The organism is Paenibacillus sp. H1-7 (genome assembly GCF_022354825.1).
Classification (GTDB): Bacteria; Bacillota; Bacilli; order Paenibacillales; family NBRC-103111; genus Paenibacillus_S.
This window is the reverse complement of sequence record NZ_CP031168.1, coordinates 7,039,507-7,059,007: the sequence shown is the minus strand read 5'-3', so window position 1 is coordinate 7,059,007 and position 19,501 is coordinate 7,039,507. Positions and strand designations below refer to the sequence as shown.

The 19,501-nt window shown below is 53.9% G+C and carries 16 protein-coding genes; 14 read left to right on the top strand and 2 right to left on the bottom strand.

From position 1 onward, the window contains the following. Positions 1-15: 15 nt before the first annotated feature. The 7 genes from DVH26_RS31005 to thrS all read left to right on the top strand — a co-directional run bounded on the left by DVH26_RS31005 (position 16) and on the right by thrS (position 8,079). Positions 16-906 carry an ABC transporter permease gene (locus tag DVH26_RS31005; protein WP_239629060.1) on the top strand — a complete coding sequence of 297 codons (891 nt, stop codon included), beginning with the start codon at positions 16-18 and terminating at the stop codon, positions 904-906. 18 nt (positions 907-924) lie between these two features. Beyond that, positions 925-1,809 carry a carbohydrate ABC transporter permease gene (locus DVH26_RS31000; RefSeq protein WP_239629057.1) on the top strand — a complete coding sequence of 295 codons (885 nt, stop codon included), beginning with the start codon at positions 925-927 and terminating at the stop codon, positions 1,807-1,809. Positions 1,810-1,899: 90 nt separating this feature from the next. After that, on the top strand, positions 1,900-2,700 hold the full coding sequence (locus DVH26_RS30995) for an endonuclease/exonuclease/phosphatase family protein (protein WP_239629055.1): 801 nt from the start codon (positions 1,900-1,902) through the stop codon (positions 2,698-2,700). A gap of 190 nt (positions 2,701-2,890) precedes the next feature. Next, the gene (locus DVH26_RS30990; protein WP_239629052.1) at positions 2,891-3,895 is read left to right on the top strand and encodes a LacI family DNA-binding transcriptional regulator; all 1,005 of its coding nucleotides are present in this window, start codon (positions 2,891-2,893) and stop codon (positions 3,893-3,895) included. 321 nt (positions 3,896-4,216) lie between these two features. After that, positions 4,217-4,801: a sigma-70 family RNA polymerase sigma factor gene (locus DVH26_RS30985; protein WP_239629050.1), complete on the top strand. Its 585-nt coding sequence runs from the start codon at positions 4,217-4,219 to the stop codon at positions 4,799-4,801. Continuing rightward, on the top strand, positions 4,791-5,555 hold the full coding sequence (locus DVH26_RS30980; RefSeq protein WP_239629048.1) for a DUF4367 domain-containing protein: 765 nt from the start codon (positions 4,791-4,793) through the stop codon (positions 5,553-5,555). The genes DVH26_RS30985 and DVH26_RS30980 overlap by 11 nt, the downstream gene beginning before the upstream one ends. Before the next feature lie 604 nt (positions 5,556-6,159). Continuing rightward, entirely contained in the window at positions 6,160-8,079 is a 1,920-nt protein-coding gene (thrS, locus tag DVH26_RS30975) for a threonine--tRNA ligase (protein WP_239629046.1), read from the top strand. A 335-nt stretch (positions 8,080-8,414) separates the two neighbouring features. Here thrS and DVH26_RS30970 read toward each other — a convergent pair whose 3' ends face one another. Then, positions 8,415-9,050, bottom strand: coding sequence for a GyrI-like domain-containing protein (locus DVH26_RS30970; RefSeq protein ID WP_239629043.1), 636 nt, complete (start codon positions 9,048-9,050; stop codon positions 8,415-8,417). A 269-nt stretch (positions 9,051-9,319) separates the two neighbouring features. Between DVH26_RS30970 and iolD the strand changes: the two genes are divergently transcribed. The 7 genes from iolD (at position 9,320) to DVH26_RS30935 (ending at position 17,997) form a co-directional block, all read left to right on the top strand. Next, positions 9,320-11,185: a 3D-(3,5/4)-trihydroxycyclohexane-1,2-dione acylhydrolase (decyclizing) gene (iolD, locus tag DVH26_RS30965; RefSeq protein ID WP_239629042.1), complete on the top strand. Its 1,866-nt coding sequence runs from the start codon at positions 9,320-9,322 to the stop codon at positions 11,183-11,185. A gap of 58 nt (positions 11,186-11,243) precedes the next feature. Next, a complete protein-coding gene (gene iolE / locus DVH26_RS30960) occupies positions 11,244-12,122 on the top strand; it encodes a myo-inosose-2 dehydratase (RefSeq protein WP_239629040.1) in 879 nt (292 codons plus the stop codon). 538 nt (positions 12,123-12,660) lie between these two features. Next, the gene (iolG, locus tag DVH26_RS30955; protein ID WP_239629038.1) at positions 12,661-13,683 is read left to right on the top strand and encodes an inositol 2-dehydrogenase; all 1,023 of its coding nucleotides are present in this window, start codon (positions 12,661-12,663) and stop codon (positions 13,681-13,683) included. 31 nt (positions 13,684-13,714) lie between these two features. Continuing rightward, positions 13,715-14,536 (top strand): 5-deoxy-glucuronate isomerase, encoded by an 822-nt coding sequence (iolB, locus tag DVH26_RS30950; RefSeq protein ID WP_239629036.1) that lies wholly within the window; start codon positions 13,715-13,717, stop codon positions 14,534-14,536. A gap of 83 nt (positions 14,537-14,619) precedes the next feature. Continuing rightward, complete coding sequence (gene iolC, locus DVH26_RS30945; RefSeq protein WP_239629034.1) at positions 14,620-15,615, top strand: 5-dehydro-2-deoxygluconokinase; 996 nt, start codon at positions 14,620-14,622, stop codon at positions 15,613-15,615. Positions 15,616-15,681: 66 nt separating this feature from the next. Continuing rightward, complete coding sequence (locus tag DVH26_RS30940; protein ID WP_239629032.1) at positions 15,682-16,512, top strand: class II fructose-bisphosphate aldolase; 831 nt, start codon at positions 15,682-15,684, stop codon at positions 16,510-16,512. A 15-nt stretch (positions 16,513-16,527) separates the two neighbouring features. Next, positions 16,528-17,997, top strand: coding sequence for a CoA-acylating methylmalonate-semialdehyde dehydrogenase (locus DVH26_RS30935; protein ID WP_239629030.1), 1,470 nt, complete (start codon positions 16,528-16,530; stop codon positions 17,995-17,997). 452 nt (positions 17,998-18,449) lie between these two features. On the opposite strand, the gene DVH26_RS30930 is transcribed toward DVH26_RS30935, so the two are convergent. Next, a complete protein-coding gene (locus tag DVH26_RS30930) occupies positions 18,450-19,361 on the bottom strand; it encodes an aminoglycoside phosphotransferase family protein (RefSeq protein WP_239629028.1) in 912 nt (303 codons plus the stop codon). Positions 19,362-19,501: the final 140 nt, after the last annotated feature.

Below are 19,501 nucleotides of genomic sequence, written 5' to 3'. Positions count from 1 at the left end.
CCGAGGTGTCCCAGCATGAATATAAAATCGTACTACAAGCATTATCATCTGATGCTGCTGCCGGGCATCGTGTTCTTGATCATCTTCCATATCGTCCCGATGTTCGGCGTCATCATCGCTTTTCAAAATTTCAAGATCGGCTTGGGCATATGGAACTCTCCATGGATCGGGCTGGAAAACTTCACGTATATGTTCGAAATCAAGGACAGCGGGCTGATATTCTACAATACCGTGTTCATTGCCTTATGCAAAATTATTGCCCATCTGGTCATACCGCTTATATTCGCTATTTTGCTCAATGAAGTCCGGTTTCTCGTGTTTAAGCGGTGGGTGCAGACGATTGTCTATTTGCCGCACTTCTTATCGTGGGTTATTCTGGCCGGCGTGGTCATCGACATGATGTCGCTGGACGGCATCTTCAATCAGGCGCTGAAAGCGATGGGCTATGAGCCGATCCTGTTTCTGGCCAGCAACAAGTGGTTCCCGGCTATTATCGTCGGCAGCGATATTTGGAAGGAATTCGGCTTTGCCGCCATCATCTACTTGGCCGCCTTGGCGGGCATTAATCCGTCCTTGTACGAGGCGGCCGAAATGGACGGGGCGAACCGGCTGCAGCAGCTGTACTACATCACCCTGCCGAGCCTGGTCCCGACCGTTGTCCTGCTGGCTACGCTCAGCATCGGCAACATCTTGAACGCGGGCTTCGACCAAATCTTCAATTTGTATAACCCGCTCGTTTACGAATCCGGGGATATTATCGATACGTACGTGTACCGGGTCGGGCTCGTCCAGGCGCAGTACGGCTTCGCAACGGCCGTCAGCCTGATGAAGTCGGTCATCGGCTTCGTTCTGATCATCATCTCCTACCGCATCGCTTACCGGTACGCCAATTACCGCATTTTCTAACCAAGGCAGGTGATTCGATTGGTACGGAATAAAACCGTCTCGGCCCGTGTGGCCGAGGCATCGCTTTTGCTGGTGATGGTGCTGATCTCCATCATTTCGCTTGCTCCCGTGCTGCATACGTTCTCCGTATCGTTCAGCGACAATGCAGCGGCGTCCGGGGGCTTCGTCAAGTTCTGGCCTGTCGGCTTCAACGTGGAATCGTACCGCAGAATTATGGAGGAGCCGCATTTTCTGAACTCGTTTTTCGTTTCGGTCAAAAGAGTGCTGCTCGGAGGAGCGATCAACTTCGTGCTGACGGTGCTGATGGCATACCCGTTATCCCGCAGCCCGAAGGAATTTCCGATGCGCAATGTCTATATGTGGTTCATGCTGTTCACCATGCTGTTCAGCGGCGGCATTATCCCGCTTTATCTGACCGTGAAATCGCTGGGGCTTTTCAATACGATCTGGGCGCTGGTGCTGCCCGGAGCGGTCCCGGTGTTCAATGTCATCTTGCTGATGAACTTCTTCCGCAACATGCCGAAGGAGTTGAGCGAAGCGGGCTATATGGATGGTGCAGGGCCGTGGTATATGATGCTCAAAGTATTCGTCCCGCTCTCGCTTCCGTCGCTCGCTACCGTTACGCTGTTCAGTATCGTCGGTCATTGGAACGCGTTCTTTGACGGGATGATCTTTATGCGCAGCGCCGAGAATTATCCGCTACAGACGTACATCCAGCAGCTGGTCGTCAACCTGAATATTGTGGAGCTCGATTCGACGCAGGCCGAGCTGCTGATGAAGGTGTCTGATAAGACGTTGAACGCAGCCAAAATCGTCGTTTCGATGGTACCGATTCTCATTGTGTATCCGTTTTTGCAGAAATATTTCATTCATGGCATCATGCTCGGTTCGGTAAAAGAATAGCGGGATGTCTTGTTCGGAACAACAGGCAGGAGATATAGAAAACTTTTCCGATAAAACCTTGAATCGGATCTGCGAGGAGGAGGAATCTGGATGGAATACAATATGATGACGTTCAATCTGCGCTATCATACGCCGAACGATGGAGATAACGCATGGCCGCACCGTGTCGATAAGGCGGCGATGATCATTAGAGAGCACGATCCGGTCCTGATCGGGACGCAGGAAGGCTATTACGCCATGCTCACCGAGCTGCACGGAAAGCTGCAGGACTACGAATGGATCGGCATGGGGAGATTCGGAGGGCAGGAGAACGAGCACTGCGCTATTTTTTATAAGCAGGATAGGCTGGAGGTAGTGGAGCAGGGAAACTTCTGGCTGTCGGAAACGCCGGACGAAGCGGCTACGAAAAGCTGGGACAGCATGTTCCCGAGAATGTGCACTTGGGTGACCTTTGCCGATAAGGCCGACGGAAGCACGTTCACTGTGTTCAATACCCATTTGGATCATCACAGCCAGGAAGCGAGGGACCGGGGAGTCCAGGTTATCTGGGAGCGTGTGCAGCAGCATAGGACGAAGCACGCATCGCCGGTTATCATCATGGGAGACATGAACAGTGCTCCCGAAGATTTGCCGATCCGATATTTGCGCGGGACAGCGGGAGCAGGAGAGGGACCGGACGGCTGGCTGACGGACGCGTATGCCATGCTGGAGGGGCCGGTAGGAAGGACGGCCCACAGCTTCCAAGGAGGTTCGGACGGCAAGCCAATCGATTATATTTTCGTATCGCCGAACGTGGAACTGCTGGCAGTGGAAGTGGACCGAAGGCAGATCGACGGAGGCTTTCCTTCGGATCATTACCCTGTCGTCGCGTCGGTGCGGATCAATGGATAGGCATCGCGGGCACTAACCGCCGGACGGCAGGATATTACATTAGCCAAGATGGTCGGTCGTCTTAGGCAATCTGCCGGTCAATAAGTTGCACAGCTCCGCCAAGTTAGGCTCCAATCAAGTTTACACAGCGTCAATGCATATCGTATGATAGACAATAAAATGACGCGTAAGCATTTGAAAGGAGCAAGGAATGAAGCCGACCATCTACGATGTGGCCCAGGCTGCCGGAGTATCCATAGCCACCGTATCCAAGGTGATTAACGGAACGGGCCGCATCAGCGACAAAACGAGAAAGCATGTGACGGACGTTATGCAGCAGCTCAAATACCAGCCGAGCATGGTTGCCTCTGCGTTAACGGGCAAAAGAACGTTCACCGTCGGGCTGACGCTGCCGGATTTGGCGAATCCCTTCTTCGCCGAAGTTGCCCGTGCAGTAGAGGACCGGGGGCATGAATACGGATTTAACGTCATCATTTGCAGCACGGATAACGATCCGGAGCGGGAGATCAAATATTTCACGCTGCTGACGCAAAAGAGGGTAGACGGCGTGATCGTGGCTACCCGGACGGAGAAAGACCTGTTCATGAAAAAGCTGCTTCAGCAGCATATTCCTATCGCGATTATTGCCGGGGAAATGCCGGCGCTGGCCGTCGATACGGTCATGGTGGACGACTATTTGGGCGGCCATCAAGCGGGAAGCCATTTGATCGGGCTCGGGCACCGGCGTATCGCCGTTCTGGCGGAGGACACCGGAACATCGAGCAACCGCGAACGGATACGCGGCTGCCATCAGGCGATTCGTTCGGCAGGGATACAGCCGGACGATGCAATGGTAACGGTCGGAGGCTTTACCGTAGACGAGGGCAAAGCGGCGGCTGGCCGGCTCCTGGACATGGAGGAGCCTCCAACCGCAATCTTCGCATGCAACGATTTGCTCGCCATCGGAGCCATTCAAGCGGCGCGGGAGCGGGGCATGCAGCTGCCGCAGCAGCTGTCCGTCGTCGGCTTCGACAACACGATCCTGGCGACGATCATTGATCCTCCGCTGACGACGATCGGGCAGCCGATCCAGGAGATTGGCCGTCAGGCGATGGATCTGCTCGTCCAGGAAATCAAGGGCGAGAAGACGGCAAGGCAGCGGATCGTGCTGATGCCGGAGCTGGTAGTGCGGGGATCGACGGCCCCGCTGCTTTAAATTTTAGAGGGGCGCAGCCGGATGGCTGCCGCTCCATTTTTGCATGGTATGGGATAAGTTCAGGTAAGGAGTTCATTCAGGACGCATTCTTCCATTTATTGGAGGGATGCGTTTTTTTGCATACATAGAATTCATAAGATCGGGGCTCCCCGCAAAGCATCCGATTGACTTCGAAGTCAAGACTCCACTTTGTGGGGATATTTTGCTCATTGTTAATACTTTTGCCGCGTTGACGTATTTACTATCGTGAGACTCACATAACCAATTGCGCAATTTGTTTACAATTGTTTGTTTTACTAAACGGGAAGGAGGGGAAGCGAGGTGGAGGCTGCCCATACGAACAGTGGAATCTTTCAAAACGAGCAAAGCGAAGTCCATAACGGGGTTTTAACGACAGAGAGGTTCGCTCAAATGTTCGATACTTACTACAAGCGGGTGTATAAGTACATTTGTTACCGGATCAACAATCACTATGCGGCGGAGGATCTGTGCAGTCAAGTGTTCGAAGCCGTAATATCCAAATACGATAGCTTTTCACCGGAAAAATCGAACTTCGAGGTATGGTTGTTTGCTATAGCAAGAAACAGCGTGGCGGATTACTTTCGCATGCAGAAACGCAGAGCCGATTTTTCGCTGAATTCCATATTGAACCGGGTATTCCCCAAGCCAAGTCCGGAAGATATAGTCATTCGCGACGATAACCACCGGGCTTTATTTAAGGCACTTGCGAAGCTAAACGACAAGGAGCGCCATATCATTGCCATGAAATATGCGGCGGGCTTGAAAAACTCGGAGATCGCAGAGCTGATGGGCGTCAGTGGCTCCAATATTGGCGTCGTTCTCTACAGAAGCTTAAAAAAGCTGCATAAGGAGTTAGATTTGGAGGAGGTCGACTATGAGTCGTAAGCGTGATATAAAACAGTTCCGAGAATTGACCGAGTGGCTTGCACGGACCGAGATTGATGACGCCGGCTCCCAAGATCGCACATTCAATCGCTTGAAATTTAAAATGGAAACGGGAACCATCCAACCTCATCAAACAACAAAGGACGGGATCAGTATGAAAAAGACCAAGTGGAAATCAATCGCTGTAAGTGCAATGGCTGTCGTTTGTCTAGGGGGCGCTTTCGCCACCACATCGTCTGCGCAGGAGATGCTTGCATCCATCATGGCGCGCTTTCAAGTCGGAAATATGGAAATCACTCAATACAAAGAGCTTCCTGAAATTGAACCGAAGAGCACTGATGCCAAGCAGCAAACGGGGGAAGCGAGATCCGTACAAAGAGAAGCACCGCCCAAGCTGACACTGAAAGAAGCTCGTACTGCTACTGGAATGAACTTTCCGGCTCCAACGTGGTTATCCGAATCCTATAAACTCGTAAACGTTGTGGTTCAAGGCAGCAAGATGGTTGAGGTACAGTACGAGAAAGAGGGAGATTTCATTTCGCTGTTGATTTCTACCGGCGGTAACAACGGGATCAGCACCGAAGGCGAAGTTAAGACCGAAACCATTGGCGGGAAAACGGTCTATTTTGCCAATGGCATCGTGATCTGGGAGCAGGACGGGTTCACTTACGAATTGTATCAGATGAGCGAGCAAAGCTTCGATGCTGCCGCGATCGGAAGCATAATCGGCTCCATGTCAACAACGGCAAAGTAAAAAAGCTTTGCATTCGCTTTGACCCGAAAGAGGTACTTGTACAAAGTGCCGATCTTTCGGGTTTTTGCTGTCTCGATAGTTTATTGCGTTTCGTGTTTGTTCAAATGCAGCGGCTTCCCTATTTGACCGGTCTCGCGGATGGCTACGGTCACTTTCACCGTAATTTTTTCGTCTCGGCAATTTCTTTTGAATTTACTGACAACTCTCCTATTGACCTTTTGAGCAACTCTCGCTATAATTTAGAACCAATATCATATTCAGGCAATGACCAAAGACATGATTTTCTTCAAGGGCTGTCAGAGAGAGGAGGTTAGGTGCGAGCTCCTTCAGCGACCGGAAGTGAATTACCCCTTTGCAGCCGTGATGTCGAACAAGTGCAGCTTCAATGGCTGCGCGTCAAGTAGACAACGCCGATTCATCCTCGTTACAGGATGCCTTGAGGAGCTTGCACTTTGCTAGGACTGCCGCAGATTTCTGCGCATTTGCCTGCAGGTGTAGTTCGAAGTAGGGTGGAACCACGAGCTGAACGCACTCGTCCCTTGGGATGAGATGCGTTTTTTTGTTGTCCTGAATAAAAACCAATTCACGAATGGAGGCTTGAGCCATGGGTATGAAAGTCACTTTGCCAAATGGAGCAGTTAAGGAGTGTGAAAGGGGAACCACCGTCGGGCAAGTGGCGCAGTCCATAAGCCCAAGCTTGAATAAACAAGCCGTCGCAGGCCGGTGGAACGGTAAGCTGGTTGACCTGAACTATCCGATCTTGGAAGACGGAGCATTGGAAATTGTGGTGCAGGACAGCCCGGAAGGGCTGGAGGTATACCGGCACAGCACGGCACATCTGATGGCGCAGGCCATCAAGCGGATTTACGGGCAGCAGGCCGTGAAGCTCGGCATCGGCCCGGTCATTGCAGACGGCTTTTACTACGATATCGACATCGAGAAGCCGCTGTCTACGGACGATCTGGCCGCAATCGAGAAGGAGATGGAACGCATCGCGCAGGAGAACCTGCCGATTGTCCGCCGGGAAGTGAGCCGCGAGGAGGCGATTCGGCACTTCGGGCAGCAGGAGGATTCGCTGAAGCTCGAGCTGATACGGGATTTACCGGACGAAGCGGTGATCTCGATCTACGATCAAGGGGAGTTCAGCGACCTATGCCGGGGACCTCATCTTCCTTCCACAGGTCGGATTAAGGCGTTCAAGCTGCTTAACGTAGCGGGTGCCTATTGGCGCGGCGATTCCAACAACAAAGTGCTGCAGCGCATATACGGTACGGCGTTTCCTGCCAAAGCCCAGCTTGAGGAGCATCTGCATCTGCTGGAGGAAGCGAAGAAGCGCGATCACCGGAAATTGGGCAAGGAGCTCGAGCTGTTCATGTTCTCCGAGGAAGCGCCGGGGATGCCGTTCTATCTGCCCAAAGGAATGGCTATCCGCAACCAGCTCGAGCAGTATTCGCGCGAGCTGCAGCTGAAGCAGGGGTACGACGAGGTTCGTACGCCGCTAATGATGAATCGGCGGATGTGGGAGCAGTCCGGACATTGGGACCATTACCACGAGAATATGTATTTTACGGAAGTGGACGAAACGAGCTTCGCGCTGAAGCCGATGAACTGCCCGGGGCATATGATCATTTACAAAAACAGTCTGCATTCGTACCGCGAGCTGCCGATCCGCATTTCCGAATTCGGCCAGGTGCATCGCCATGAGTTTTCGGGCGCGTTAAACGGCATGATGCGGGTGCGTACATTTTGCCAGGACGATGCGCATATCTTCGTACGGCCCGATCAGATCGAAGAGGAGATCGGACGTGTCATTCATCTGATCGATCAGATGTACCAAGTGTTCGGCTTCGACTATACGATCGAGCTGTCCACGCGCCCGGAGGATTCGATGGGCTCCGAGGAGCTGTGGCGTGAGGCGGAATCGTCACTGCAGCACGTATTGGACGGACGGGGCATCCAATACCGGATCAATGAAGGCGACGGTGCGTTTTACGGACCGAAAATCGACTTTCATATTCTGGATGCGCTGGGGCGCAGCTGGCAGTGCGGCACGATTCAGCTGGACTTCCAAATGCCTGAGAAATTCGAGCTCAGCTACATTGGCGAAGACAATCAAAAGCATAGACCGGTCGTTATTCACCGGGCGATCTACGGGTCCATTGACCGCTTTATCGGCATCTTAACGGAGCATTTCAGCGGTGCGTTCCCGTTATGGCTGGCGCCGGTTCAAGCCAAGCTGCTTCCCGTTTCGGAGCATTATATCGACTATGCCTTGCAAGTAAAGAAGCAGCTTGAGGATGCGGGCTTGCGCGTAGAGGTCGATATCCGCAACGAGAAGCTCGGCTACAAAATCCGCGAGGCGCAGCTGGAGAAAGTGCCTTACATGCTGGTGCTGGGCGAAAAAGAGAAGCAGGCAGGCGCTGCGGCTGTCCGCCAACGCGGCGTTGGAGATATTGGCTCGTTGAGGATTTCGGACCTGATCGACCGGATGACCGTTGAAATCGAGCAGAAGCAGCAGCATTGATAAGGCGGGCGCTACAGTCGCAGTGAGGAGTTTAATGTCGAATTAGTTAAAGGTGCGCGGGAGTACGCTTAATTGCAATGCTACAGATGGGAGCTCCGGTTAGGAATGCCCGTTGTCCAGCGGAACTCTTTAAGCGAACGCTTTGTTCACGGGCATCGTGGAATACCCGCCAGGGTATCCTTGCAGCCTTTACATTGGATAGATATAAAAGCTTAAGCCGGCGGATTATCGCCGGCTTTTTACATGCTAAGAAGGAAAAGATTCCGAGGCTTTCGGATGACGCCGTTCCTCCCAGAAACAATTCTACAGGAGTAGAACTTGTCCGGATTCGAACTCTACTTCCGATGTTCCGTTTCTTTTACAGGGAATCTTAGCACGGTTTTCAGCTTCGATGGTTCCGTCTTACGGGGATCGGACAAATAGATTTCCCGATGAATTTTGCTTGAACGAACAAATCCTTGTTCCGTGCAAAACGCTTCCATTCGTGCAAAGCTTTCCGGCTCATCGTCAAAGCTTCCCATATGCATCATTTGACAACTCAACCCGTCTTCAACCTGTTCAAACCGAATGCTCTCAAGGAACTTATTCGGTTTTTTCTTTTTCGTCTGTTCCAAAAATCGCTCGAAATACTCCCCCGTCACAAAATCGGGTTGGCGTATCATTATCGTGTACTTAAAATTACTTTTATCTGTCGCGGGCTTGGACCGGTCAAGCAAGTCCCATTCGCCCTCAAGCGGAAATACCGTGTATTCATAGTATCCAGCCGGTACATCTTCACTTTTGTAAGACATTCTCACCGCATAACTCATACTGTATAATGCTTCTGTTGCTTTGGCGAAATCTTCGCCGTTAGGGTCCCCGGAACCACTGACCATAAAAAATGGCATCCTCGGCACTTCCACAATTTCCGGCGACGTTTTTGGCAAATAGAGCTGCTTATAATCTTTTTTATAATCTACCTTTTTGCCCAAAGCCAGCATCTCCTTTTATAAACATAGCAAAATATACGTTTCCTCTGTGGAGCTTCTTGATTCCATATAAATTATAGAACAAATGTTCGTAACTATCAACATCACATTTTTTCATTGACAAGCAATGAGGCTTGGTATAATTTAGGAGTATGGGTAAGCGCTTAACCTAATTGATCCCCGGAATCCGTAATCGACGCATTTTTATCTTTATAAAGCAATATATTGGAAGTGGTGAAGCGCTTAAATCACATTCACGTGGAGGAGCGATTATGAAAACGGTATCATTGACGATGGCCCAGGCGTTGCTTCGTTTTTTGAATAACCAGTATATCGAAGTCGATGGGAAGGAGCACAAATGCTTCAAGGGCGTTATGGGCATATTCGGCCACGGCAACGTGACGGGGCTTGGTCAGGCGCTGGAGCAGTACAAGGACGAAATCCTGTTCATTCAAGGGAAAAATGAGCAAGGGATGGCCCATGCCGCCATTGCTTACGCTAAGCAAAAAAACCGGCTGGAGATGTTCGCCTGCACCTCCTCGATCGGGCCTGGTGCGCTTAATATGGTGACCGCTGCCGGCGTGGCTACGGTCAACCGCATTCCGCTGCTGCTGCTGCCCGGAGATATTTTTGCAAGCCGCCAGCCCGATCCGGTGCTGCAGCAGGTGGAATATCCGCTGGATTACACGGTGACGGCGAACGACGCATTCAAGCCGGTGAGCAAATATTGGGACCGTATCTACCGGCCCGAGCAGCTTATGACGTCGGCGATCAACGCCATGCGCGTGTTGACCGATCCGGCGGAAACCGGCGCCGTCACGCTCTGCTTGCCCCAGGATGTGCAGTGCGAGGCGTATGAGTATCCGGAGGCGTTTCTGGCCAAACGGGTGCACCGCATCGACCGGAGGCCGGCGGCACCATCGGCGGTGGAACGGGCCGTGGAGCTGATCCGCAGCAAGAAGCGTCCGCTGCTTATTTGCGGAGGCGGCGTGCACTACTCGCTCGCAACGGAGGAAGTGCGGCAGTTCGCCGAAGCGTTCCGCATCCCGGTGACCGAGACCCAAGCGGGGAAAAGCGCGATCTCCTGGCAGCACCCGCTCAGCTTCGGAGGGGTCGGGGTGACGGGTACGCTCGGTGCAAACCGGCTGGCGGCCCAGGCGGATCTCATCATCGGCGTCGGTACGAGGATGTCCGATTTCTCGACGGCCTCCAAGACGGCTTTTGCCCGAGAGGACGTAGATTTTCTGAACATCAACGTCTGCGCCTTGGACAGCTTCAAGCTGGACGGAACCTATGTAACGGCAGATGCCCGAGAAGCGTTGAAAGCGATTGCTGCCGAGCTGAAGGACCGTTCCTACACATCGGATTACAGCATAGAGGAGCTGGAAGGGCTTAAGCGGCAGTGGGACAGCGAAGTCGACCGCTTGTACGGTGTGGAGCGAGCGGACGGATTGGCGCAAACCCGGGTGCTGGGCGAGATCAACCGTTTTATAGCGGAGGAAGATATTATCGTATGCGCAGCAGGCAGCCTTCCGGGAGACTTGCACCGTGTCTGGAGGACGACTCAGCCCAAAACCTATCACATGGAGTACGGATTTTCCTGCATGGGCTATGAAGTATCCGGGGCTTTCGGCATCAAGCTTGCCGAACCGGACCGTGAGGTGTATGCGCTGGTTGGCGACGGCAGCTATCTGATGCTTCATTCCGAGCTCGTGACCAGCTTGCAGGAAGGCCGCAAAATAACGATTGTGCTGTTCGACAATCATGGGTTCCAATGCATTCATAATCTGCAGAGAGGCCACGGGAGCGGCAGCTTCGGCAATGAATTCCGGAGGCGGTCGGATGAGGATACGCAGCTTACAGGCCAGTACTTGCCGATCGATTTTGCGGCACATGCCCGGAGCCTTGGGGCCAAATCGTATTCCGCTACCACCGTCGATGAGCTAAGAGATGCACTGGAAAAAGCAAAGCAGGAGCAAGTTACGACTCTCATCGATGTGAAGGTGCTCCCAGGCACGAACACGGACGGTTACGAATCATGGTGGCACGTAGGCGTAGCCGAAGTATCGGAAATGGAAAGAGTCGCGGAGTCGTATCAAGCGCTGCAAGCCAAGCTGGGAACGGCGAGGAAATGGTGAGCTCGGAAGGATATCGTCAGCATGTCCTATTTTTATAATCGGGAGAGGAGTCGGGTCCATGAAGGTGAAGTATGGCATCTCGGCCATCAATTGGGTGAATGAAGATATTATGGAGCTTGGCGATCATTATACCGCCGAGCAGGTACTCGGGGATATGTCCCGCTTAGGTTTCGAAGGAACGGAGTTTTGCCGCAAGTTTCCGCGTGATACGGACGTGCTTAAACAACTGCTTGCCGATAACGGCATGGTGCTGACCTCACAATGGAAATCGGTGCATTTCAGCCGGATCGAGCTGAGGGAGCAGGAGCTGCAGTCGTTCCGCGAGCATGCGGACTTTTTAAAGGCGATGGGCTGCAGCTATGTAGTGACGTGCGAAACGGGCAACGCCTTTGAGGATTTGGAGAGCAATTCGGTCCGCATCGAACCGCTATCGGAAGAGCAGTGGAACCATATGGCGGAGGGATTGAATGAAGCGGGCCGCTACTGCAAGGACAACGGCATGCAGCTTGTCTACCATTATCATGGGGAGACGGTAGTTGAGAACGGGGAGCAGATCGCAAGATTAATGGAAATGACCGATCCGGAGCTTGTGCATATGCTCTACGATACGGGGCACGCCTATTTTGGAGGCAGCGATCCGCTGAGCATTTTGCGAACGTATTATGACCGCATCCGGTATATCCATTTGAAGGATATTCGCCAGGAAGTATTGGATTGGAAACGGCGGGAAGGCATCCGGTTCCGTGATGCGGTGCGCAAAGGCATTTTTACTGTGCCGGGCGACGGCTGCATCGATTTCAAGCCGATATTTGCAGAGCTTGCCGAGCGCGGATACGAAGGCTGGATGATCATTGAAGCGGAGCAGGACCCATCGATTGCCGATCCGGTGGAGTATGCGGAGAAAGCGAAGGCCTATTTGCAGCAGATCGTTGGCTGAGCAGGCAAATCATCATGCCGAAACGGTGCGGGCGGGTAGAAAACAAGGTTTGTATGGGAATGGTGGCGGGGGTTTTGTTTATCTGTATCTGAGGCCCCATGCTGATGGACGGACGATGCACGGACTTATAGGATTAGGGATCTTTTATTGAAACGATGATTGATAGGGATAGAGCGCTTCTGAAGAGAGAGCCGAAATTGTTGGAAACCAACGGTTATAAACTTGGATTGAAAATCTTTTATTACAAACCAATGGTTATAAAAAGGGTTCGTAGTCACAAACACTCCGTCGGATGGGAATGAAAAGTGTGTTGCGGATCAAGCTTTGGGTTAGAGATGCACATAATTAGTAGCGAAAACCATTGGTTAGAAAGGCGGCGCATTAAGCCGGAGCCATGGTAAAAAAGAACGAAGCTTGCATTTCGAGCCGACGGAGTAGGATTAAGGAGTCTTTTTACAGTCAGGTAAAGCGCTTAATCCACTTATCATTGACTAATTATACAGTTCCACCACTTAACAATAGCGAGGTAACCATGGGTATGGAAAAATTAACGATCGGCATTATCGGCGCCGGAAGAATCGGGCGGCTTCACGCGGAGCATTTGACCCGTAACGGACGCGCGGACGTCCGCATAATATCCGACGTCCGGGTAACGGACGAAATGAGAAGCTGGGCCGAGGGGCTGGGCATTCCAAGCATCACGGACAATTACAAAGACATTATGAGCGACGCGGACATTCAAGCCGTATTCATATGCTCCTCCACGAATACTCATGTTCCGTTCATTGTAGAAGCTGCCAGAGCGGGCAAGCATATTTTTTGCGAGAAGCCGATCAGCCTCGATTACCGCCAAACCATGGCTGCGCTTGAAGAAGTGAAGGAAGCGGGAGTCGTGCTGCAGACCGGGTTCAACCGCAGGTTCGATCATAATTTCAAGCGAGTGCGGGAGCTTGTCGAAGCAGGCCGTATCGGTCAGCCGCATATTATCAAAATTACGTCCCGCGACCCGGCCCCGCCTCCGAATGAGTATATTCAAGTATCCGGAGGGCTGTTCATGGACATGGCGATTCACGACTTCGATATGGCCCGTTATTTGTCCGGCAGCGAAGTGACCGAGGTGTACGCTCAAGGAGCTGTGCTGGTGGATCCGGTTATCGGCCAGTTAGGCGATATTGATACGGCGGTCATCAGCCTGAAATTTGCGAACGGAGCTCTTGGCGTTATTGATAATAGCCGAAAGGCTGTGTACGGGTACGATCAGCGTGTAGAAGTGTTCGGCTCCGAAGGCAGCATCAGCGTTCAGAACGACCATCCGAGCACGGCGGAGATCAGTACTTCAGCCGGAGTGGTTCGTGACAATCCGAAATATTTTTTTCTTGAGCGCTATCATGACTCTTATATTGAGGAAACGCGTTGGTTCATCGATTGTATCTTAAACGGGCAGCCGGTTCCCGTCGACGGCCATGACGCGCTGCAAGCGGAAAAAATCGCCTTTGCCGCAAAGCAGTCGCTGCTCGAAGGCAGACCAGTCAAAGTAAGCGAGATTGCTGTGGCGAATTAAAAAGCCGGACTACCAAAGGAGGAAGCGCAGGATGTCAGCAAGTGAATGGATTGTTAACAGCGCCTCTGTTCCCGATACCGATGGCAGAGTGCTCTCGATTACCCCGGAATCTGCGGGCTGGCAGTATGTCGGGTTCGAAGTGTTCCGGCTGTCCGCAGGACAGCAGCTGCGCCAGGAGACGGGCGGCGAGGAAGTATGCCTTGTCCTGCTAGGAGGCAAGGCTGATGTGGCGACTTCGCAGCACAGCTGGGAACAAGTCGGCCAGCGAATGAGCGTATTCGAGCGCATTCCACCGTATGCGGTTTATGTGCCCTCGGGCGATCATTTTGAGGTAACAGCCGTAACCGATCTGGAGCTGGCCGTTTGCCGGGCGCCGGGAAAAGGAACGCATGAAGCGCGGTTGATCACACCTCCGCAGATCGAGGTGGAAATTCGCGGTAAAGGGAATGCCGAGAGGCTCATTCACCAAATTCTTCCGGAGCAGGAGCCTGCGGACAGCTTGCTGGTCGTCGAGGTGCTTACCCCGAACGGCCATTGGTCGAGCTACCCTCCGCACAAGCATGACGAGAATCGCTTGCCGGAGGAATCCTACTTGGAGGAGACCTATTATCACAAAATCGAGCCGGAGCACGGCTTCGCCATCCAAAGGGTGTATACCGACGACAGGTCGACGAATGAAACCATGATTGTGAAGAACGGGGACGCCGTCCTGGTGCCGAGAGGATACCATCCTGTTAGCGCGCCTCCCGGTTACGATCTGTACTATTTGAATGTGATGGCAGGCCCCGTCCGTACATGGAAATTCAAAAACGATCCCGATCATGAATGGATCATGAAAAGCTGGCGGGTGTGAATCAGGGTCATTAGAGTCAAGGAAAGATGAGTTAAGGGGCAGACGGAGTGGTAAGAGAACAAGATACCGAGGGAGGCACGAATATGAGCTTGATTACGTTTCATGAAAACCGTCCGATCGATTTTATCGGCTTGGGCCGCTTGTGCATCGATTTGAACGCCAATGAAATTCACCGTCCGATGGAGGAGACGCGGACGTTCACCAAATATGTTGGCGGCTCGCCGGCCAACATTACGATTGCGGTGGCGGTTTTGGGCAAAAAGGCAGGATTTATCGGCAGAGTGTCCGACGATCAGCACGGCCGTTTTATCCGGCATTATTTGGAGCAGCGCGGTATCGATACGTCCCATGTCATCACGGACCGTTCGGGCACCGTAACCGGGCTTGCTTTTACGGAGATCAAATCCCCTACGGATTGCAGCATTTTGATGTATCGCGATAATGTGGCCGACCTGAAGCTGGAGCCGAACGATATTGACGAAGACTATATCCGCGGCGCCAAGTCGATCATGATCTCCGGAACGGCGCTGGCTGCAAGCCCATCCCGCGAGGCGGCATTCAAAGCGGTAGAGCTGGCGCGCAAGCACGGAGTGGTTGTATTTTTCGATATCGATTACCGGCCTTATACATGGACCTCGCGGGAAGAAACGGGGATTTACTGCAGTCTGATTGCGGAAAAAAGCGATGTAATACTAGGCGGCAGAGAGGAGTTCGATCTGCTCGAGGCGCCTTACGGCCCGCTGCAAAAAGACGATGTCGCTACGGCTAACCGCTGGTTCGCGCATCATGCCAAAATCGTGCTGGTTAAGCACGGCGGGGACGGCTCTATCGCCTTCACAAAGGATGGCGGGAGCTTCACAGGCACGACGTTTCCTGCCAATGTCGTCAAAACGTTCGGCGCGGGCGATTCGTTCGCAGGAGCATTTATCTACGGCTTGATGAACGGCTGGGACATTGCCCGCAGCCAGCAGTTCGGAGCCGCCTCGGCTTCCATCGTCGTGTCGAGCCACAGCTGCTCCGATGCGATGCCTACGGCGGAGCAAATTCAAGCGGTCATTGACCAGCATGGGAGCAGGTAAGGCATCAAAGGAAAGACGAGCTTGTCCGGCAGAACCGGCGCCGTTGCGTAGAGGGGAGAAACGTTCATGCTAGTTACATTAAAACTGCTGGCCGATGAAGCGGCGAAACGGGATTATGCGGTTCCGGCGTTCAATATTTTCGGCTATGAAGATATTATTCCCGTCATCCGTGCGGCGGAGCAGAAGAACGCGCCGGTTATTTTGGCGGCGAACATTCCGGCAATACAGCATATGCCGCTTCCTTATCTGGCTCCGCTCATGCTGCAGGCAGCGCGAACCGCTTCGGTTCCCGTCTGCGTGCATTTGGATCACGGCAAAGACCGGCAAGGATGCGTCGATGCTATTGCGAACGGCTTTAGCTCGGTCATGTACGACGGATCCCAGCTGACACTGGAGGAAAACATTCGGAGGACGAAGGACATCGCGGATTATGCCCATCGGCACGGTGTATCCATAGAGGCGGAAATCGGCTCCGTAGGGTACAGCGACCCTTCCATCGCGATGAAGCATCAGCTGTCCGATCCGGACGAGGTGGAGCAGTTCGTAAGAGAAACAGGCGTGGATGCGGTCGCGGTTTCGGTAGGCACGGTGCACCGGATGGAGACGCAGGAAGCCAGCATCGATTTTAATCTGCTGGAGCGTATACAGGACAAGGTTAACGTACCGCTGGTCATTCATGGCTCGAGCGGCGTGCCCGATGATCAGCTGAGAAAGCTCGCTTCGTATCGGGTAGCAAAGATCAACATCGGTACGGCGCTGCGAATGGCGTTCGGGAAGACGCTTCGCGAGGAAATGGAGCAAAAGCCCGGCGCGTTTGACCGGATCAGCTTGTTTGGGCGGCCAATGGCTGCAGTTGAGGAGACGGCGCTGCATAAATTTACGATTCTAGGCTTCTAGAAAAGGAGAGATAAGATGACACACTCAGCATCAACGGCAGCTGTTCCTGCATTGCAAAACTTTATCGGCGGAAAATGGATCGAATCGTCCTCCTCCCTTTATGAAACCGTGCCGAATCCGGCGACGGGGGAAGCTCTGGCGACGGTTCCGCTCTCGACTAGGGACGATGTAGATCGTGCCGTCGAGGCAGCAGCTATTGCTTTTATGGAATGGAAACATGTCGCCGTTCCGAGGCGTGCACGCATATTGTTCAAATACCAGCAGCTGCTGGTAGAAAACTGGAAGTCTCTTGCGGAGCTCGTGACAAAAGAGAACGGCAAGAGCTTCAGCGAAGCGTACGGGGAAGTGCAAAGAGGCATCGAATGCGTCGAATTTGCCGCTGGAGCACCGACGCTGATGATGGGCAGCACGCTGCCGGATATTGCAACAGGTCTTGAATCCAACATGCATCGGTACCCGATTGGCGTCGTCGGCGGCATTACGCCGTTCAACTTCCCGATGATGGTGCCGTGCTGGATGTTCCCGCTCGCCATCGCATGCGGCAACACGTTCGTGCTGAAGCCGTCAGAGCGGACGCCTCTGCTGGCTAACCGGCTGGCGGAGCTGCTCACGGAAGCCGGCCTGCCGGACGGCGTGTTCAATATCGTGCACGGGGCTCACGATGTAGTCAACGGTCTGCTGGAGCATCCGGGCGTGAGCGCGATTTCGTTCGTCGGCTCCCAGCCGGTGGCCGAGTATGCGTACAAAACGGCGGCGGCTCACGGCAAAAGGGTGCAGGCGCTCGCAGGCGCCAAAAACCATTCCATCGTCATGCCGGACGCCAATCTCGATCTCGCGGTGAAAGAGATCATCAATGCTTCCTTCGGCTCGGCGGGCGAGCGCTGCATGGCCACCTCCGTCGTCGTCGCGGTGGGCAGCGTTGCGGACGAGCTGGTGGAACGGCTCGTTGAAGCCGCCAAGGCCATAACGATCGGCGACGGGTCACAGGACGGCATCTTTCTCGGGCCGGTCATCCGCGATTCGCACAAGGCCCGTACGCTGCAGTACATTGACGCCGGAGCGAACGAAGGCGCGCAGCTGCGGCTGGACGGACGCGAGGCGCCGGAGGCCGGCGGCAGCGGGTATTTCGTCGGCCCGACCATTTTCGACCATGTGAAGCAGGGGATGAAAATATGGACCGACGAAATATTCGCCCCCGTGCTGTCCGTCGTCCGCGTGCAGTCGCTCGACGAGGCGATTGAGCTCGCGAACGCCTCGGAGTTCGCCAACGGCGGCTGCCTGTACACCGACAGCGCCAAGGCGATCCGCCATTACCGCGAGCATATCGATGCGGGGATGCTCGGTATTAATGTCGGCGTACCGGCGCCGATGGCCTTTTTCCCGTTTTCGGGCTACAAGAAATCGTTCTATGGGGATTTGCACGCCAACGGCAAGGACGGCGTGGAGTTTTATACGCGCAAGAAGATGGTAGTTGCGCGGTATTGATGTGTGGGGAAGCGGGGGGAGCCGCTTCCTTTTTTTTGTGCCGGCTGGGCGGGCGCCGCCGCCGCGGAGGGGGATGCAGTAACACGGAAAACCCGTGTTACTGCATGGTACAAGCCCCGCGCAGGCGATCGCGAGAGCCCGTAACGCGGAAAAAACCGCGTTACACCGCGCGCCGCCGCGGAGGGGGATGCAGTAACACGGGACGGACGTGTTACAGCACAGCGCAAGCCCCGTGCAGGCGATCGCGAGAGCCCGTAACGCGGAAAAACCGCGTTACACCGCGCGCCGCCGCGAAAAATCGCGCTGTAACACGGAAAACCCGTGTTACAGCACAGCGCAAGCCCCGTGCAGGCGATCGCGAAAGCCCGTAACGCGGAAAAACCGCGTTACACGGCGCGCCGCCGCGAAAAATCGCGCTGTAACACGGAAAACCCGCGTTACAGCACACCTCCTCATCGCTTAGCCAGCTCGTCAAAAAGCGTCGCCATGTCCAAACCGCCTTGCATGCCGTCCACCTGGTCCTCGACACACCACCACGCGGACAAAACACCGTGGCAGTACCCCCATGCCAGCACTCGTTCCTTGTTCAAGCCAAGCTCTCGAACAAGCAGATCGACTCTGCGGGCGGTCAGCTCGGCTTGGGCTTGTTGGTCGTCCGGCAAATGATTCATCAAAAACGGAATGACTCCGTACTCGGCTTCTCCGATCAATCCTTTTGGATCTATCGCCAGCCAGCGCTTCCCTTCGCCCAGCAAGAGGTTGTCGTGATGGAGGTCGCCGTGAAGAAGCTGAGGGTGCTTAATCGAGCCGTTTAGCTTCGCAAACGTCTGCTCTGCCTTGTTCACCATGTCTTCGGGCAGCGGTCCCGTTCCGCCTTGGAAGTGGTTTCTCAGCTTCTGGAAGCCTTTCGCCCAATCGACGGTTGATGGAAACAGCGAACCGCCCGGCGCAGGTGTGCGAATTTGCCGCATCACTCCTGCCGCGATCAACGTCGCTTCCTCGTCATCCGGGACCGACTTCAGCGTGTCGCCAGGCTTGACTCGCTCCAGCAGCATAATCCCGCGATCTGCGTCGGCATCCAACAGTCGGACAATGCCCCTGCCGTTGTACAGCCGGAGCGCCTCCATTTCCATTCGCATGGAATCGCACGGGACACCCAGCTTCAATACAGCCTCCGAGCCGTCCGGATAGACGACGGGAGCTACGAAATGATAGGACAGCGGAAACGGCGTATCCAGCACGCGGAAGGACCATCTTTCCTCGCAATAACGGAGCAGCGTCTCGAATTCGTCGAGCCACGCCTGCCCCTTGTCTTGATGGACGCCAAATGTAGTCTGGATTAAACCATCGGGTAGAACGAACATCGGCTTCCCCCTTTTCTCCAAATGGGATATGAATCCAATTGTACCGGAAGGGAGTACCGCTGTCCAAACCAGGACATCTCTCTTCAATTTCCCGAAGCTTCCGCATAATGAGCCATCAGATCCTTGTCACTGATAAAACT

Bases quoted from the DNA above. Each gene is read 5' to 3' on its own strand.
- DVH26_RS31005 (WP_239629060.1), top strand. From the start codon at position 16: ATGAATATAAAATCGTACTACAAGCATTATCATCTGATGCTGCTGCCG.
- DVH26_RS30995 (WP_239629055.1), top strand. From the start codon at position 1,900: ATGGAATACAATATGATGACGTTCAATCTGCGCTATCATACGCCGAAC.
- DVH26_RS30990 (WP_239629052.1), top strand. From the start codon at position 2,891: ATGAAGCCGACCATCTACGATGTGGCCCAGGCTGCCGGAGTATCCATA.
- DVH26_RS30980 (WP_239629048.1), top strand. From the start codon at position 4,791: ATGAGTCGTAAGCGTGATATAAAACAGTTCCGAGAATTGACCGAGTGG.
- thrS (WP_239629046.1), top strand. From the start codon at position 6,160: ATGGGTATGAAAGTCACTTTGCCAAATGGAGCAGTTAAGGAGTGTGAA.
- iolD (WP_239629042.1), top strand. From the start codon at position 9,320: ATGAAAACGGTATCATTGACGATGGCCCAGGCGTTGCTTCGTTTTTTG.
- iolE (WP_239629040.1), top strand. From the start codon at position 11,244: ATGAAGGTGAAGTATGGCATCTCGGCCATCAATTGGGTGAATGAAGAT.
- iolG (WP_239629038.1), top strand. From the start codon at position 12,661: ATGGAAAAATTAACGATCGGCATTATCGGCGCCGGAAGAATCGGGCGG.
- iolB (WP_239629036.1), top strand. From the start codon at position 13,715: ATGTCAGCAAGTGAATGGATTGTTAACAGCGCCTCTGTTCCCGATACC.
- iolC (WP_239629034.1), top strand. From the start codon at position 14,620: ATGAGCTTGATTACGTTTCATGAAAACCGTCCGATCGATTTTATCGGC.
- DVH26_RS30940 (WP_239629032.1), top strand. From the start codon at position 15,682: ATGCTAGTTACATTAAAACTGCTGGCCGATGAAGCGGCGAAACGGGAT.
- DVH26_RS30935 (WP_239629030.1), top strand. From the start codon at position 16,528: ATGACACACTCAGCATCAACGGCAGCTGTTCCTGCATTGCAAAACTTT.
- DVH26_RS30930 (WP_239629028.1), bottom strand. From the start codon at position 19,361: ATGTTCGTTCTACCCGATGGTTTAATCCAGACTACATTTGGCGTCCAT.